Origin of the sequence: Nocardia aurantia, assembly GCF_009604425.1 — a bacterium.
Lineage (GTDB): Bacteria > Actinomycetota > Actinomycetes > Mycobacteriales > Mycobacteriaceae > Nocardia > Nocardia aurantia.
Genome location: NZ_WEGI01000010.1, coordinates 294,173 through 308,938 on the forward strand (window position 1 = coordinate 294,173; position 14,766 = coordinate 308,938).

Genomic DNA, 14,766 nt, shown 5'->3' on the forward strand with positions numbered 1-14,766 from the left:
CGCACCGGTGAGCGTGCCGCCGAACTCCGCCGACCCGGGTCCCCGTCGAGCCGGGTGTGGTCGGCTCCGGCCTGAGCGACACGACGAGTCCCGCTGCGGCTGTCATCTCGGCGGCTCTTGATCGCTGCCGCACCGATGTGCGTTCGAGACCGGGACCGTGGGCGGATCGCTCATACTTTGTGGGATGCCTGTACATCTGCGGCCGTGGCGGTGAGCACCGCGCACGCGCAAAGGTCCCCCGCAACGCCCGTGCCCGCGATCGAGTAATGCTGCACCGATCTGAATCGCTGCTGTCCTTTTGCTTTCGGTGCGGCCATCGCGTAATCCATCGAGCTCTCCGGGAAGTCCTCATTCGTGTGTCACATCGACCGAAAGGACATTCGATGACCAACTTCGATATCGGGCCCCGTGGATTGGCCGGAGCGAGCGAGCAGGGTAGGGCAAGCTTCGTGCTGAGCCGGGCCGAGTGGATCAGTATCCAGACATACGCCAAAGAAGCTTCCGTCCTCCCGACGACACAGACCGAGTTCCGGAACTCCCTGGGCACAGGTGCACCCACCGACCTGTCGGACTTCACCAAGTTGATCAACGCCTACCGTGCGATCCACGGTAACGCCACGCGTTGGCAAGACGCGATATACCCTGCCGCGATCAGCCTGGCCAGCGATATCCACGAGTACGGTTCGACCATGCCGCCCGTCTATTATCCGGCCATCAAAGATTTGGCGGACTCGCTGGTGAGCAAGCCGAACGACCAGCATGCAAAAGCCAAACTGGCAGCGATTCTCGACCAGTTGAAGCGAGAGGCCGACTCGCGGGTGCAGAAAGCGTCCGACGTCGGCAGGCAAATCACTGAATTCGCGAAGAATATCGAGTCCGACAAGACGACGATGCTGGGCGTAGACGGCAAATCCGGCCTGGTCGCCTACTACGATGAGAAGTACGGCGCAACCAGCAAGGCGGCAGTCGATATCGCGAATAAGCTCAAAAAGAACAGGGACGCCCTGAAGGCGGCGAACGAAAGATATAACCATGATGTCGTGGTGGCCGCGACCACGCCGACGTACGCGTGGCTCGGACCGGCCGGGTTGGTCGCCGCGGCAGTGGTGGCCGGCATATACGGCTCGGATGCCACCGCGGCCCTGCGCGAGATAGACGCCCTCAAGGAGAAGATCAAATCGTTGGAGGCGGATGCGGCTGCCAATGTGATCCTGATGCACGCGGTCTGGTCCGCTCACAACAGTTCCACGGTGATCGGTAAGGACCTGGCAAGCGCCATGCCGGTGATCCAGAAGATCGAGGGTGTGTGGGGGGCCATCTCGAATGACCTCGCGGCTGTCCGCACACTGATCGACACCAACATCGAGAAGGTTTCGCCGATCATCATGGACTGCGGCGTCGACGCGGCCATCCGCGACTGGGCCGCGGTAGCGGACGAGGCCGACAAGTTCCGGGTGAACGCTTTCGTCACCGAGCAGCCGCCCACCGCTGTGGACCAGTTGACCTTGGAGGCGTGGAGGCTGGCGACCCTCATCACACCGAACGAAATCCTCGTAGGCGTATAGAGGGGTCCGCCGTGTACGGCTCGACGCAGTCCTACGAATGGCGCAGGCTCTACGAGGAACTCGAACGCGAAGGCCGCGTGCCCTGCGCGTCGGCCACGGAGATCGACGCCAACCACGCCGTGTTCCGCGCGATGTACCTCGATCTGAGCGAGGTTCGAACCGCGTTGCGGAGTTCGGGTTTCGACCCTCCGCTGGTGATGCTGATCGCCGACGTCGTGAATGTCCCCGCCGGGACCTCATGGCGCCTTCGCGACATGGTGTTGTGGATTCAGGCGCGGCGGGTGCAGAGCGACGAGCGACTGAAGGTCACGCTGGACTTTCGCGACAACCATGGTGCCCGATTCGTGCTTTTCTGCGACGAGTTGGCCGGCAGCGTGCAGGGCGAGGCGGTGACCGCCTCCGGCGACATCGCCCTGCCCGTCATCGAAGCTGCGCCACCGGCGGGTGGCGTATGGATCAAATGTGGCGGCGGCAACCCGGTCCAGAGCTCTCTGGACCGATCCATGGGTGTCGCACCACAGTCCGTGGACTATCTGCACCAGGCGTTGCGCACCGAATTCCTCGTGGCCGCCCTGATCTACGACACCCACCCGCAGCTGGCACTGCGCCAGCTGACGTGGCTGAAGAACTGGTCGGGGCACCACCCCGACCTGCTGGATGTGTTCCTGCGCAGTTCCTCGCTGCTGACCCTGCTCACCGCGCAGATGCACGCGGAGTCCGACGGCGCGATCTTCGTCCCGTACCTGAGCCGGCAGGTCTACACCGAACTGGCGAAGGCATTCGTCGCCCAGGCCGAGCAATACGAGGCCGACTACCAGGCCCTCGGTACCCAGAAGGTCGTCACCGACAACTTCGTTCAGCTCGCCGAGACCTTGCTGGCGAACAAAATCCACGAGACCCGCTTCACCACCCGGCTGCTCGCTCAGGCGAAAACCAACTTCGAGAACGCGACTGCCGCAGTCACCGCCGCGCAGCACCAGCTGGAGAAGGCCCAGCGCGTCGCCGGTGACCTGCAGATCGACTTCGAGCAGGTCGGGGTACCCGAGTGGAAACAGAAAAAGATCCTCGAGACGACCATCACGCTCGGCACCGCGATCATCACCTTCGGTGTCGGGATCGCCGGAATGCTCGTCGGTGACCCCGCCGCAGGCGCCGCCGCCGCGGGCTCCGCGATCAAGGGAGTGCAAGCGGTCGAAGCCGCCGCCAGGGCCGGGAGTGAGCTCGCGGACCTGGCCAAGAGCCTCGCGGACTGCATGGACCAACTCGAGAAGATCGCGGAGGTGCTGCAGAAGGTCTACGTCCTGTCCATGGAGATCGTCGCCGCGGTCGAGAGCTTCCACGACGCGGAGAACCGCGCGGACAAGCTCAGAAAGACGAACCTCGACACCGACGGGGCGGACCTCACCGCGATCTACCAATGGCAGATCTACCGGCAGAACACCGAAGCCATGCTCGCCGGCCCGATCCAGGAGGGCATCGGGTACGCCAAAAACCTCGCACTCGCTGTCGACGCTGTCGCCATCTACGGCCAGGGATTGGCCACCGCCCAGGTGGCGGCGGTCGCGGCAGGTCAGCAATACGCCTCGGTCAGCCTGCAGAAAAAGTTGGCCGAGCAGGAGCAACAGCAGCTGGAGAAGTACGTGCGTTCCCTGGTCGAGGGTCAAGCGCCGATGCCTGCGTTGATGCAGCGCTTGTACCGGCGCTACCTCGACATGAAAAGCTCACTGTTCACCGCGTTGCAGGGTTACCGGGCCTCGTACTTCTACTGGGCTCTCGCGCCCTCGGTCGTTCGCCCGCGCATTCTCGACGACGTCGGGCAACTCGCGGCCGGACTGACCGACCTGACCAACATCACCATGGACTCCGCCACGGCCCTCGAGCGCTTCTTCCGACCGCCACAGATTCTCTCCGACAAGAGATTCATCATCGACGACAGAACCGCGCCCGAGATATTCGCCGAATTCAAGAAAACCGGTACCGCCTGCTTCACAATCCCCCTGGAGACCGACGAGTTCGCCGACTTCGGGCGAGTCCGCCTCACACGGGTGAGGGTATGGATAGAGAACGCCGCACTGCGCCACGGCACATCGGTCAGAGTGCAGATCGGAACGCAGGGCGGCTACCTCGACCGCGACCGGGAAAAGACCTACCAATTCACCAGCAAGCCGCTGAATCGCATCTTCGAGTACCGGGTGTCCCCCAAGAAAATCGGCTCCCCCGACTGGACCTTCGACAACAGCACCTACGGCTACGTGGCGGTCGATGGCGCAGTCGACCGCGAAGTGAGCTACGGCTACTTCGAACCGACCCCGTTCGCCGCATGGAACGTCACGATCAACCCGTCGAGAGTCGACCTGTCCAATGCCACCGCGATCACCATGCAGTTCTCCGGCTCGATAATCCACGACGCGTGAGGAAACCATCGGGCCGACTCGTGGGTATTCACGGGATTCGAATACGCCGGCCTTGCCGGTTGCGCGGCGCCGCCCGGCACGTTCGGCATCGAGAATCACCCGAGCCCAGCGAATCGGCCTGCCGCCCGGGGTAGTCAGGGCGAGGGGTGTCGGCCGGAGGCGCGGATCAGGCCGGGCGGGCGACCGGGGTCCGGGTCGGCGCGGTGACGCGTTCGCGGGTGCGCATGGCCGACCAGACCGCGGCGGTGGCGGCGGTGCAGGCCGCGGCGCCGCCGACGTGGCAGGCGACCAGGGCCGCAGGGACGTGGGTGAAGTACTGGACGAGGCCGATGAGGCCCTGGGCGCAGACCAGGATCACCAGCACCGTGAGCCGGGTGCGGATCGCGCGGGTGGTGCCGACGGCGGCCAGGCCGAAGCCGAGGCCGATCAGCAGGCACAGGTAGGCGACCAGCAGTTCGGCGTGCGCGTGGACCAGCGTCACGATCTCCACCTGGAGGCGGGCGACCGGCTTGTCGGCGCTCTTGTCCCCGGCGTGCGGACCGGCGCCGGTCACCAGGGTTCCGGCCACCAGCACCCCGGCCAGCAGGACGGCGCTGAGTGCCGTGAGCCACCGCAGCGGGCTCGGGACCTGCGGCACGTCGACGCCGTCGTCGGGCTCGCCGACCTTCGCGTACAGCAGCGTGGCCAGCCACACCATCAGCATCGAGACGAGCAGGTGGATCGAGACGGTCCACCACAGCAGGCCGGTGCGGACGGTGATGCCACCGATGACGGCCTGCAGCACAGTGCCGCCCGGCATCAGCCACGCGTATCCGACCACCTCGCGCCGCCGCCGCGCGCGGATCACCGCGAGCACCACCAGCGCCGCGGACAACGTCACCGCGAAGGTGAGCAGCCGGTTGGAGAATTCGACGGTCTGATGCCAGAAGGGCACCTCGGCGTGCGGTACCGGGGTGAAACTGCCTGGGAAGCACTGCGGCCAGGTAGGGCACCCCAGCCCGGACGATGTGACCCGCACGATCGCCCCGGTCACCGAGATCCCGGCCTGGGTCAGCACGGCGAACGCGGCGAGGATCCGCTGCACCCGCAGCGACGGCAGCGGCAGCAGGTCGACGATTCGCAAGAGGGCGCGTGACAGCACGTGACGATGGTAGTCCGGTACATCGTCCCGGCCGCGCGCGGCCTACTACACGCCGTCGTTAGTTGCACTGCGTGCCATTTCGCCGAACGTGCCACATCCGGCCACCGACGCCGGAGTCGATTCGCGGCGGACCGGAAGCAGGATCCGATGGCGGCGGGCTGTGCGCGAGCGGCCTCGCAATGCCCGCGCGGGATCGCGCCGGCCCACGAGCACCTCGGTCTTGCCGCCACGGTCGGATGCCACTGCGCCTGCGCCTTGCCGAAAGGCGCATCGGCGGCAGGCGGTGCGAATGTGCAGTGAGTGCAAAACCGGTGAGGGTCCGGCGCGATCAGGCCGGGTGATCGACCGCCTCGCGCAGGATGCGGAACTTGTCGGCGAGCGCGGCGGGGGTGTAGTGCGCGTTGAGGCCGCTCGGGTTGGGGAGTACCCAGACCTCGGTGTCGCCGATGGATTCCGATTGGCGGCCGACGGTCGTCCGTGGGCGCCCGAACGCGGTCCGATAGGCGCCGAGCCCGAGCACCGCGAGGACGCGCGGGCGATATCGCGTGACGCGTTCGATCAGGGCTCGGCCGCCCGCGCGGAACTCCTCGGCGGTGAGTTCGTCGGCGCGGGCGGTGGTGCGCGGCACGACGTTGGTGATGCCGAGCCCGAACTCGAGCAACTCCTCCTGCTCGTCGGGACGCAACTGCCTGGGCGTGAATCCGGATCGGTGCAGCGCGGGCCAGAACCGATTGCCGGGCCGGGCGAAGTGATGGCCGGTGGCGCCCGACCACAAGCCGGGATTGATCCCGCAGAACAGCACACGCAGATCCGGAGCGATCACATCGATGAGCGTCGCCGAGGTCGCCGCGGCGAGCTGGTCCGCGGTGGGTCGAGCGGAAGGCATCCGAACAGTCTGCCGAGTCCCGCCGACCGATCCGGGTCCGGGTGGTGCCGGTCCGATGACTGAAGGTTGCTGTGCCTCGACATCTGTCCTGCCGCGATCGTGTCGCGGATCTCGTACGCGCGGTCTACCGGATCGCAGAAAATGGTGGTGCTGGCTCGATTTCGGCCGGACCGCCGGATCGTGCGCCGTCCGGGCGATCACGGTTCGGTGAACATCGGAGAATAGCTGATCGATAGCTGACGAGTCGTTCGCTAGCGTGGCGACATCGGTGACCGAGTCCTCGCTCACGATCCCGTGCCCGGAGCCCGGGGGCCGGGCGTTCCACCGCTTCCGACGTCCACGCTGCGCGTCCGTCTGCGCAGCCGCCCGACCTCGTTTCCTCGTCCGGCGCCGCGTGCGGGAGGTGGCGTCCCTCGTAGAAGGGTGGCCCGATGTCTCGGATTCGACTGCTCGCCGTATGCGCCGGTTTCGGCCTGGAGGCGTACGACTGGGGGTTGTATCCGCTGTTGCTCTGCTATTTCGGACCGTCGTTCTTCGGCGGTGACCCACAGCACGCGTTGTTCTCCGGCTTCGCGGTGTTCGCGGCCGGATTCCTCACCCGCCCGCTCGGTGGCCTGGTGCTGGGCCGCTACGCCGACACCCGCGGCCGGCGACCGGCGATGCGGTTGTGCCTGGCCGGCGCCGGGATCGCGGCGCTCGGGATGGCGCTGACCCCGTCGGGCACGACGGTCGGGGTGGCGGCCCCGATCCTGGTGTTGCTCTGGCGGACGCTGCTGGGATTCTCGTTCGGCGGGGAGACGCCGCTCGGCCACAGCTACATGTACGAGATGACCCCGCAGCAGCGTCGCGGCGCCGGCGCGGCCCTGCTGGCGACCGCCGCCTGCATCGGCGGAATCGTCGCGAACCTGCTGGTGCTCGGGCTGGTGCTGGCGCTGGGCCCGGACGGTATGGCGGCCGGCGGCTGGCGGATCCCGTTCCTGGTGGGGGCGCTCGCGTCGATGCTGTTCGCGGCGTTGCGGGGCGGGCTGGCCGAGTCGGGGGAGTTCGAACTGCGGCGGCACCAAGCCTATTCGTGGTGGTCCGCCCGGCGGTCGCTGGCCGTGCCGATGCTGTCCGTCGCCGGCGTGACCATCGGCGCGGCCGCGTCCTTCTACCTCTGGTCGGCGGTGCCGACGGCGTACGCGATCACCCTCCTGCATCTGGACGACACCCAGGTACTGCTCGCGACCAGTACGGCGTCGCTGGTGAACGTGGTCGCGCTGCCGCTGTTCGGCCGGCTCGGCGATCGGGTCGGCTGCGCACGGCTGCTGTCGTCCGCGGCGACAGTGATGACGGTCGCGATCGGGCCGTTGCTGTACTGCCTGGATCACGGCGGCGTGCCGGGCTACTGGATCGTGGTCCTGGCGAGTCATCTGATCATGGCCGGGATGGTCGCGACCATGCCCGCGGTGCTGGCCGGACTGGTACCCGCTCGCTACCGGGTGACGGCCGAGGCGCTGCCCTACACGGCCGTCGTCACCCTGTTCGGTGGCACGATGCCGATGCTGAAGCAGCTGACCGCGGACCATCCGGTCCTGCTCACCGCGTATGTGATGCTGCTGCTGTCGATCACGGTGGCCACGACCCGCTGGGCCGACCGCCGCGAGCCCGCCGACGCCCGTCCGGTGCTGGTACCGCCGCGAACGGTCCCGCAGCAGGGCTGACAGCGGGTCAGTCGAAGCGGAACCAGCGGGTGGCGAGGTATCCGGCCCCCGCGCCCCACACCAGCAGCACCACCAGTCCGTACCAGTCGACCGACGTGTGCAGCGCCTGGTCGAGCGCCTGGGCCAGCGCGCCGGAGGGGATCAGCCGCGCGATCACGGTGACCGCGGTCGGCATGTTGTCCGCGGTCACCACCAGGCTGCCGACCCCGAGCAGCACGAACCACAGAATGTTGGCCAGCGCCAGCACGATCTCGGCCTTCAGCGTGCCGCCGAGCAGCAGGCCCAGTGCCGTGAACGTGGCCGTGCCCAGCGCGATCACGACCGCCCCGAACAGCAGTCCGGTGATCGACGGCCGCCAGCCCAGCGCGACCCCGATCAGTCCCAGCACCACCGATTGCAGCACCACCACGATCAGCACCGCCGCGCATTTGCCGCCGACGATGCCCCAGCGCGGTAATGCCGTGGCGCCCAAGCGTTTCAGCGCGCCGTAACGGCGGTCGAAACCGACCGCGATGGCCTGCCCGGTGAATCCGGTCGACATGATCGCCAGCATCATCATCGCCGGCACGATCCGGTCCACCCGATGATGGGAGCCGAGACTGCCGCTCAACGGCAGCAGGGTGAGCCCGATCAGCAGCGTGATCGGGATGAACATGGTGAGCAGCAGCTGTTCCCCGTTGCGCAGCAACAGGATCAGCTCCATCCGCGTCTGCGCGGCCAGCATCGCCGTCCGCGTCGCCGGACGCGGGTCCGGGCGGAAGGTGCCGGGTGCGAAACGTGCTGCCGCGTCGGTCAACTCCGCAACTCCCGTCCGGTCAGTTCGAGGAAGACGTCCTCGAGGCGGCGCTGGTCGATGCGGATATCGCTGGGCAGCACGTCGATTCGCGCGCACCAGGCGGTCACGGTCGCAAGCACCTGCGGGGTGATGTCACCCTCCAGCAGGTAGGCGCCCGGCGAGGTCTCGCGCGGCGAGAACCCTTCGGGCAGTGCGGCTTCCAGCAGGTCGAGGGTGAGTTTCGGTGGCGCGGTGAAGCGCAGCTGGCCCTCGGCGCCGGTGGAGGTCACCTCGGCGGGAGTGCCGGCGGCCACCACCCGGCCGTGGTCGATGATGACCAGCCGGTCGGCCAGCTGCTCGGCCTCGTCCATCAGGTGGGTGGTGAGCAGCACGCTCACCCCGTCGCTGCGCAGCGCGTCGATCAGCTCCCACACCAGGTGCCGCGCCTGCGCGTCCATCCCGGCGGTCGGCTCGTCGAGGAACACCAGTTCCGGCCGCCCGACCAGCGCACAGGCCAGCGCCAGCCGCTGCTGCTGCCCGCCGGACAACCGGCGGTACGGGGTGCGGCGGGCGTCCCGCAGGCCCAGGGTGGCCAGCAGCCAGTCCGGATCCAGCGGATCGGCGGCGTACGCGGCGACCAGGTCGAGCATCTCCCCGGCCCGGGAGCCGGGATACGCGCCGCCGCCCTGCAGCATCACGCCGATGCGCGGCCGCAGCCGGTCGGAGTCGGAGATCGGATCCAGTCCGAGCACCCGGACGCTGCCCGCGTCGGGGGAGAGGAAGCCCTCGCACATCTCGACGGTGGTGGTCTTGCCCGCACCGTTGGGGCCCAGCAGCGCGAGCACCTCGGCCCGCTGCACCTCGAAGCTGATGCCGTCGACCGCGGTGGTGTCGCCGAAGCGTTTCACGACCGCGTCGATGCGCACGGCCGGGTGCGAAGCAACACTCACGAGCCCACACCGTATGTCGCGGGCTGCTGTGACGGAGCAGACACCCCCGGCGTCGCGCGCCACGGCAACCGGTTGCGCGTCCACACGATGAACGCCAGCGACACGATCACCACGGCGACCGCCGCCTCGATGATCTGGAAGACGCCGTAGTCGGCGCCGCGCGGCATCAGCATCACGCTCACCACCGCCGAGAAGGCGACCGCCGGGACCCGGAACGCCTTGGTGGTGGCCCACGCGGCCAGCGGCACGATCGCCCACAGCAGATACCAGGGCTGCACCACCGGGAACAGCAGCACGATCGCCGCGAGCGAGACGCCGAGCGCCCCCACCGCGGGCAGCCGCCCGGTCCAGGTGGCGATGAGCATCCGCAGCGTCACGAAGGCCGCGACCGCGCCCGCGATCGGCCGGGTGATGAACAGCAGCGCGGTGGTGTGGTCGCCGAGACCCAGCAGCACCCCGCCGAATCCGGTGATGATCCCGATCGCGGTCGGCAGCGACATCCAGCTGCGCACCGCGCCGGCGGTGTTCAGCGTGTAGATCCAGCCGAAGCCGAGGCCACTGGCGAGACTGACGAACAGCGTGGTGGCGACCGCGAGCCCGCCGAGGGTCGCCGCCGAGGCCAGGATCGGCCGCAGCCCCGGTCCCCAGCGCCGGGCCAGGGCCATGCCGACGAAGCCCAGCGCGATGATCCCGGTGAACTTCACCGTCGACGACAGGGTGATGACCACCACCCCGAAGATCAGCAACCCCCAGGCCCGCCGGTCGAAGGGTCCGGGCCGGTCCCGGATGCCGCGCAGGCAGAACTCGATGCCCGCGAGCATCAGCCCGAGCATCAGCGCGTCGTTGTGCACGCCCGCGACCAGGTGGAACAGCACCAGCGGATTGGCCGCGCCGAGCCACAGCGCGCTCACCGGCGCCACCCCGCAGCGCCGCGACAGCCGCGGCAGCGCCCACACGATCAGCGCGACCCCGCCGAGGGCCAGCAGCCGATGCGCCCACACCCCGAAAATGATGTTGTCGCCGGTGATCTGGGCGATGCCGCGGCCGATCCAGAGGATCAGCGGCCCGTAGGGCGCGGGTGTCTCGCGCCAGATGTTCGGCACGTTCATGGTCAGGATGTTGCCGACACCCAGCCCGCTGGCCGGGCCCACGACGTACGGGTCCATGCCGCGCCGGGCGATCTCGCTCTGCGCGAGGTACGAGTAGACGTCGGTGGAGTACAGCGGCGGCGCGACCGACAGCGGCAGGATCCACAGCAGCAGCGTGCGGTCCAGCTGCGAGCGGGTCAGCCGGTGCAGCGGCGCCGCGCCGAACCCGCCGACCGCGAACCGGCCGAGCAGCAGCCACGCCATCACCACCAGGACGGTGCCGATCATCGACAGCGCCAGTGAGGAGGTCTGCCAGCGCGCGAACACCCCGATCACCCGCACCCCGGACACCGGATTCTGCAACACCGGCTGCGCGGCCACCCCCAGCGCGCTGATCGCGATGAGTACCGTGCCGGTGGCGCCGAGCAGCCGGATCCGCCGGAATTGGGCGAGTTCGCGCGGGTCGAGCTCGGGTACGTCGGCCTCGACGTGGTGTAAGGAGGCGAGGGTGATGTGGTCGGTGGTCGCGACGTCGAGCCCGAGAGCCCGGCGCCCGCCATCGATGAGTCTGCGCCGCGCGCCCTCGAATGCCACGACAGCAGACTAATGGCCGCCGGTGCCGGTTCCGCGCATCGGGAGCGGGTCAGGTCACCCTTACTGGATTGCGGGAAGGAATTCCGCCACACTGGTGTTGTGAAAACCGTGGGTTTGCCGAATGAGCAGGTAGATTCCGGGCGCCCGGAGGGCGCCCGGTCCGCTGCCGTGCCCGCGAACGAGGGGCACACCCGGGCGGCGATCATCCGGGTGCTGCTGGAACAGGGCCCCATCACGGCGACGGCGATCGGCGAGCAGCTCGGCCTGGCGCCGGCCGGTGTGCGGCGTCATCTGGACGCGCTCATCGAGTCCGGGGAGGCTCGGGCCGCCCGATCCGCGGCCTGGCAGCAGAAGGGCCGCGGCCGTCCCGCCAAGCAGTACCAGCTCACCGCCGCGGGCCGCGGCCGGCTGGGCCACGCCTACGACGATCTGGCGGGCGCGGCCATGCGGCAGCTTCGCGAGGTCGGCGGCGATTCGGCGATCATGGAATTCGCCCGCAAACGGGTCGGCACCATCGTCGCCGGGATCGACAAGCTGGCCCGGCACACCCCCGAGGCCACCCGGGACAAGGCGGAGGAGATCGCCGGCGCGTTCAGCGACGCCGGTTTCGCCGCCTCCACCCGGACCGTCGGCGCGGGTGTGCAGATCTGCCAGCACCACTGCCCGGTCTCGCACGTCGCCGAGGAATTCCCGGAGTTGTGCACCGCCGAGCTGGAGGCGTTCCGCGAACTGCTCGGCACCCACGTGCAGCGCCTGGCGACCATCGCCAACGGCGACTGCGCCTGCACCACGCACGTCCCCCTGCTCCTGCCGCCTCCCGGCATGAGCGGTCAGGGGTCGGAGGCGGCAGCGAAGCATCACCACGCAGACCCCCCGCTCATGCCCGATAAGCACAGCAGGAGCAAGAAAGCCACCGCTCAGCCCGCGGTGGCATCTCCACTCGACTCCGGAAGGAGTGCCGAATGACGACCACGACCACGGCAGGCCAGGATCCGGGCGCACCCGTCGCGCCCCTCACCCAGGAAGAGACCCTCGCGTCCCTGGGCACCTACGGCTACGGCTGGGCGGACTCCGATGCCGCCGGCGCCGCGGCCAAGCGCGGCCTGTCCGAGGACGTCGTCCGCGACATCTCGGCCAAGAAGAACGAGCCGTCCTGGATGCTGGACATCCGTCTGAAGGCACTGCGCATCTTCGGTCGCAAGCCGATGCCGTCCTGGGGTTCCAACCTCGAGGGCATCGACTTCGACAACATCAAGTACTTCGTGCGCTCCACCGAGAAGCAGGCCGAGAGCTGGGAAGACCTCCCCGAGGACATCAAGAACACCTACGACCGGCTGGGCATCCCGGAGGCGGAGAAGCAGCGGCTGATCGCCGGTGTCGCGGCGCAGTACGAGTCGGAGGTCGTGTACCACCAGATCCGCGAGGATCTGGAGAAGCAGGGCGTGATCTTCCTCGACACCGACACCGGTCTCAAGGAGCATCCGGAGATCTTCCAGCAGTACTTCGGCTCGGTGATCCCCGCCGGCGACAACAAGTTCTCCGCGCTGAACACCGCGGTGTGGTCGGGCGGCTCGTTCATCTACGTGCCGCCGGGTGTGCAGGTCGACATCCCGCTGCAGGCCTACTTCCGGATCAACACCGAGAACATGGGCCAGTTCGAGCGGACCCTGATCATCGTCGACGAGGGCGCCTACGTGCACTACGTCGAGGGTTGCACCGCGCCGGTCTACAAGTCGGATTCGCTGCACTCCGCGGTGGTCGAGATCATCGTCAAGGACGGCGGCCGCTGCCGCTACACGACCATCCAGAACTGGTCGAACAACGTGTACAACCTGGTCACCAAGCGGGCCAAGGCGAGCGCGGGCGCGACCATGGAGTGGATCGACGGCAACATCGGATCCAAGGTCACCATGAAGTACCCCGCGGTCTGGATGACCGGCGAGCACGCCAAGGGCGAGGTGCTCTCGGTGGCGTTCGCCGGTGAGGGCCAGCACCAGGACACCGGTGCGAAGATGCTGCACCTGGCGCCGAACACCTCCTCGACCATCGTGTCGAAGTCGGTGGCGCGCGGCGGCGGCCGGGCCTCCTATCGTGGCCTGGTCCAGGTCAACAAGGGCGCCCACGGCTCCCGGTCGACCGTGAAATGCGATGCGCTGTTGGTGGATACGATCAGCCGCTCGGACACCTACCCGTACGTCGACATCCGCGAGGACGACGTCACGATGGGTCACGAGGCCACGGTCTCGAAGATCTCCGACGATCAGCTGTTCTATCTGATGAGCCGCGGCCTCACCGAGGACGAGGCGATGGCGATGGTGGTGCGCGGCTTCGTCGAGCCCATCGCCAAGGAACTGCCCATGGAGTACGCGCTCGAGCTGAACCGCCTGATCGAGCTGCAGATGGAAGGAGCGGTCGGCTAGTGAGCAAGCTTGCGAGCGTATCGGCGGGAGCCGACGAGATCGCGGCCGTGGCCGACCGGATCGCGGCGGCCGGGGAGGCCCGGATGCCGGCGATCAACAAGGGTGAGCTGTTCGCCTCGTTCGACGTGACCGCCTTCGAGGTGCCCGTCTCGCACGACGAGTCGTGGCGGTTCACCCCGCTGCGCCGGCTGCGCGGCCTGCACGACGGCAGCGCAGCCGCGGACGGCGCCGCGACCGTCGAGGTCACGGCCACCGACGGTGTGACCGTCGAGACGGTCGAGCGCGCCGACGGACGCCTCGGCGCGGCCGGTGCCCCGACCGATCGCGTTGCCGCCCAGGCCTATTCGAGCTTCGAACGGGCGACGATCGTCTCCGTCGGCACGGAGACCGAGGTCGCCGAGCCGGTCGCGATCACCGTCACCGGCCCCGGCGCGGACCGGGTCGCCTACGGCCACCTGCAGATCCGGCTCGCCAACTTCGCCGTCGCCACCGTGGTGATCGATCAGCGCGGCAGCGGAACCTACGCGGAGAACGTGGAATTCGTGCTCGGCGACAGCGCGAAGCTGACCGCGGTGGCGATCCAGGACTGGGCCGACGACGCCGTGCACGTCACCGCGCACCACGCCGTGCTGGGCCGCGACGCCGTGCTGCGGCACACCGACGTCACCCTCGGCGGCGACCTGGTGCGTCTCACCGCGACCGTGCGCTACGCCGGTCCCGGGGGCGACGCCGAACTGCTGGGGCTCTACTTCGCCGACGACGGCCAGCATTTCGAGCAGCGGCTGCTGATCGACCACGCGGTCCCGCACTGCAAGTCGAACGTGCTGTATAAGGGTGCGCTGCAAGGAGATCCGCATTCCGACCGGGCGGACGCGCACACCGTATGGGTGGGCGACGTCCTCATCCGCGCGGCCGCCGAGGGCACCGACACCTACGAGGCCAACCGCAACCTGGTGCTGACCGACGGCGCGCGCGCCGATTCGGTGCCGAACCTGGAGATCGAGACCGGCGAGATCGTCGGCGCCGGGCACGCCTCGGCCACCGGCCGTTTCGACGACGAGCAGCTGTTCTACCTGCGCGCCCGCGGCATTCCGGAGGATGTCGCGCGACGTCTGGTGGTGCGCGGCTTCTTCCACGAGATCATCCAGAAGATCGCGGTACCCGAGGTCCGGGAGCGGCTGGAGGCGGCCGTCGAGGCCGAGCTCGCCGCGGTCGGCGCCTGATCCCGAA

11 protein-coding genes are annotated in these 14,766 nt (G+C 68.5%); 6 read left to right on the plus strand and 5 right to left on the minus strand.

From position 1 onward, the window contains the following. The first annotated feature begins 383 nt into the window (after positions 1-383). Both NRB56_RS23550 and NRB56_RS23555 read left to right on the plus strand, forming a co-directional pair. Positions 384-1,565 (plus strand): alpha-xenorhabdolysin family binary toxin subunit A, encoded by a 1,182-nt coding sequence (locus tag NRB56_RS23550; protein ID WP_194290954.1) that lies wholly within the window; start codon positions 384-386, stop codon positions 1,563-1,565. 11 nt (positions 1,566-1,576) lie between these two features. After that, the gene (locus NRB56_RS23555) at positions 1,577-3,979 is read left to right on the plus strand and encodes a hypothetical protein (RefSeq protein ID WP_153345679.1); all 2,403 of its coding nucleotides are present in this window, start codon (positions 1,577-1,579) and stop codon (positions 3,977-3,979) included. A gap of 166 nt (positions 3,980-4,145) precedes the next feature. Here NRB56_RS23555 and NRB56_RS23560 read toward each other — a convergent pair whose 3' ends face one another. Continuing rightward, positions 4,146-5,120, minus strand: coding sequence for a COX15/CtaA family protein (locus NRB56_RS23560; protein ID WP_319943427.1), 975 nt, complete (start codon positions 5,118-5,120; stop codon positions 4,146-4,148). 328 nt (positions 5,121-5,448) lie between these two features. Next, a complete protein-coding gene (gene mug, locus NRB56_RS23565) occupies positions 5,449-6,006 on the minus strand; it encodes a G/U mismatch-specific DNA glycosylase (protein WP_153345681.1) in 558 nt (185 codons plus the stop codon). A 431-nt stretch (positions 6,007-6,437) separates the two neighbouring features. Here mug and NRB56_RS23570 point away from each other — a divergent pair, with 431 nt between their 5' ends. After that, the gene (locus NRB56_RS23570) at positions 6,438-7,709 is read left to right on the plus strand and encodes an MFS transporter (protein ID WP_153345684.1); all 1,272 of its coding nucleotides are present in this window, start codon (positions 6,438-6,440) and stop codon (positions 7,707-7,709) included. Positions 7,710-7,716: 7 nt separating this feature from the next. Here the strand turns inward: NRB56_RS23570 and NRB56_RS23575 are convergent, their stop codons facing one another. The 3 genes from NRB56_RS23575 to mptB are packed head-to-tail and all read right to left on the minus strand — an operon-like array spanning position 7,717 to position 11,116. After that, positions 7,717-8,505: an ABC transporter permease gene (locus NRB56_RS23575; protein ID WP_153345686.1), complete on the minus strand. Its 789-nt coding sequence runs from the start codon at positions 8,503-8,505 to the stop codon at positions 7,717-7,719. Beyond that, positions 8,502-9,434, minus strand: a complete 933-nt coding sequence (locus tag NRB56_RS23580) for an ABC transporter ATP-binding protein (RefSeq protein WP_319943428.1) — start codon at positions 9,432-9,434, stop codon at positions 8,502-8,504. Before NRB56_RS23580 ends, NRB56_RS23575 begins: the two co-directional genes overlap by 4 nt. Beyond that, a complete protein-coding gene (mptB, locus tag NRB56_RS23585) occupies positions 9,431-11,116 on the minus strand; it encodes a polyprenol phosphomannose-dependent alpha 1,6 mannosyltransferase MptB (RefSeq protein WP_319943429.1) in 1,686 nt (561 codons plus the stop codon). Before mptB ends, NRB56_RS23580 begins: the two co-directional genes overlap by 4 nt. A gap of 99 nt (positions 11,117-11,215) precedes the next feature. Between mptB and NRB56_RS23590 the strand changes: the two genes are divergently transcribed. The 3 genes from NRB56_RS23590 (at position 11,216) to sufD (ending at position 14,759) form a co-directional block, all read left to right on the plus strand. After that, entirely contained in the window at positions 11,216-12,082 is an 867-nt protein-coding gene (locus NRB56_RS23590; protein ID WP_319943430.1) for a helix-turn-helix transcriptional regulator, read from the plus strand. After that, a complete protein-coding gene (sufB, locus tag NRB56_RS23595) occupies positions 12,079-13,536 on the plus strand; it encodes a Fe-S cluster assembly protein SufB (protein WP_153345688.1) in 1,458 nt (485 codons plus the stop codon). The genes NRB56_RS23590 and sufB overlap by 4 nt, the downstream gene beginning before the upstream one ends. An 83-nt stretch (positions 13,537-13,619) precedes the next feature. Then, positions 13,620-14,759, plus strand: coding sequence for a Fe-S cluster assembly protein SufD (sufD, locus tag NRB56_RS23600; RefSeq protein WP_153346022.1), 1,140 nt, complete (start codon positions 13,620-13,622; stop codon positions 14,757-14,759). The last annotated feature ends 7 nt before the right edge of the window (positions 14,760-14,766 follow it).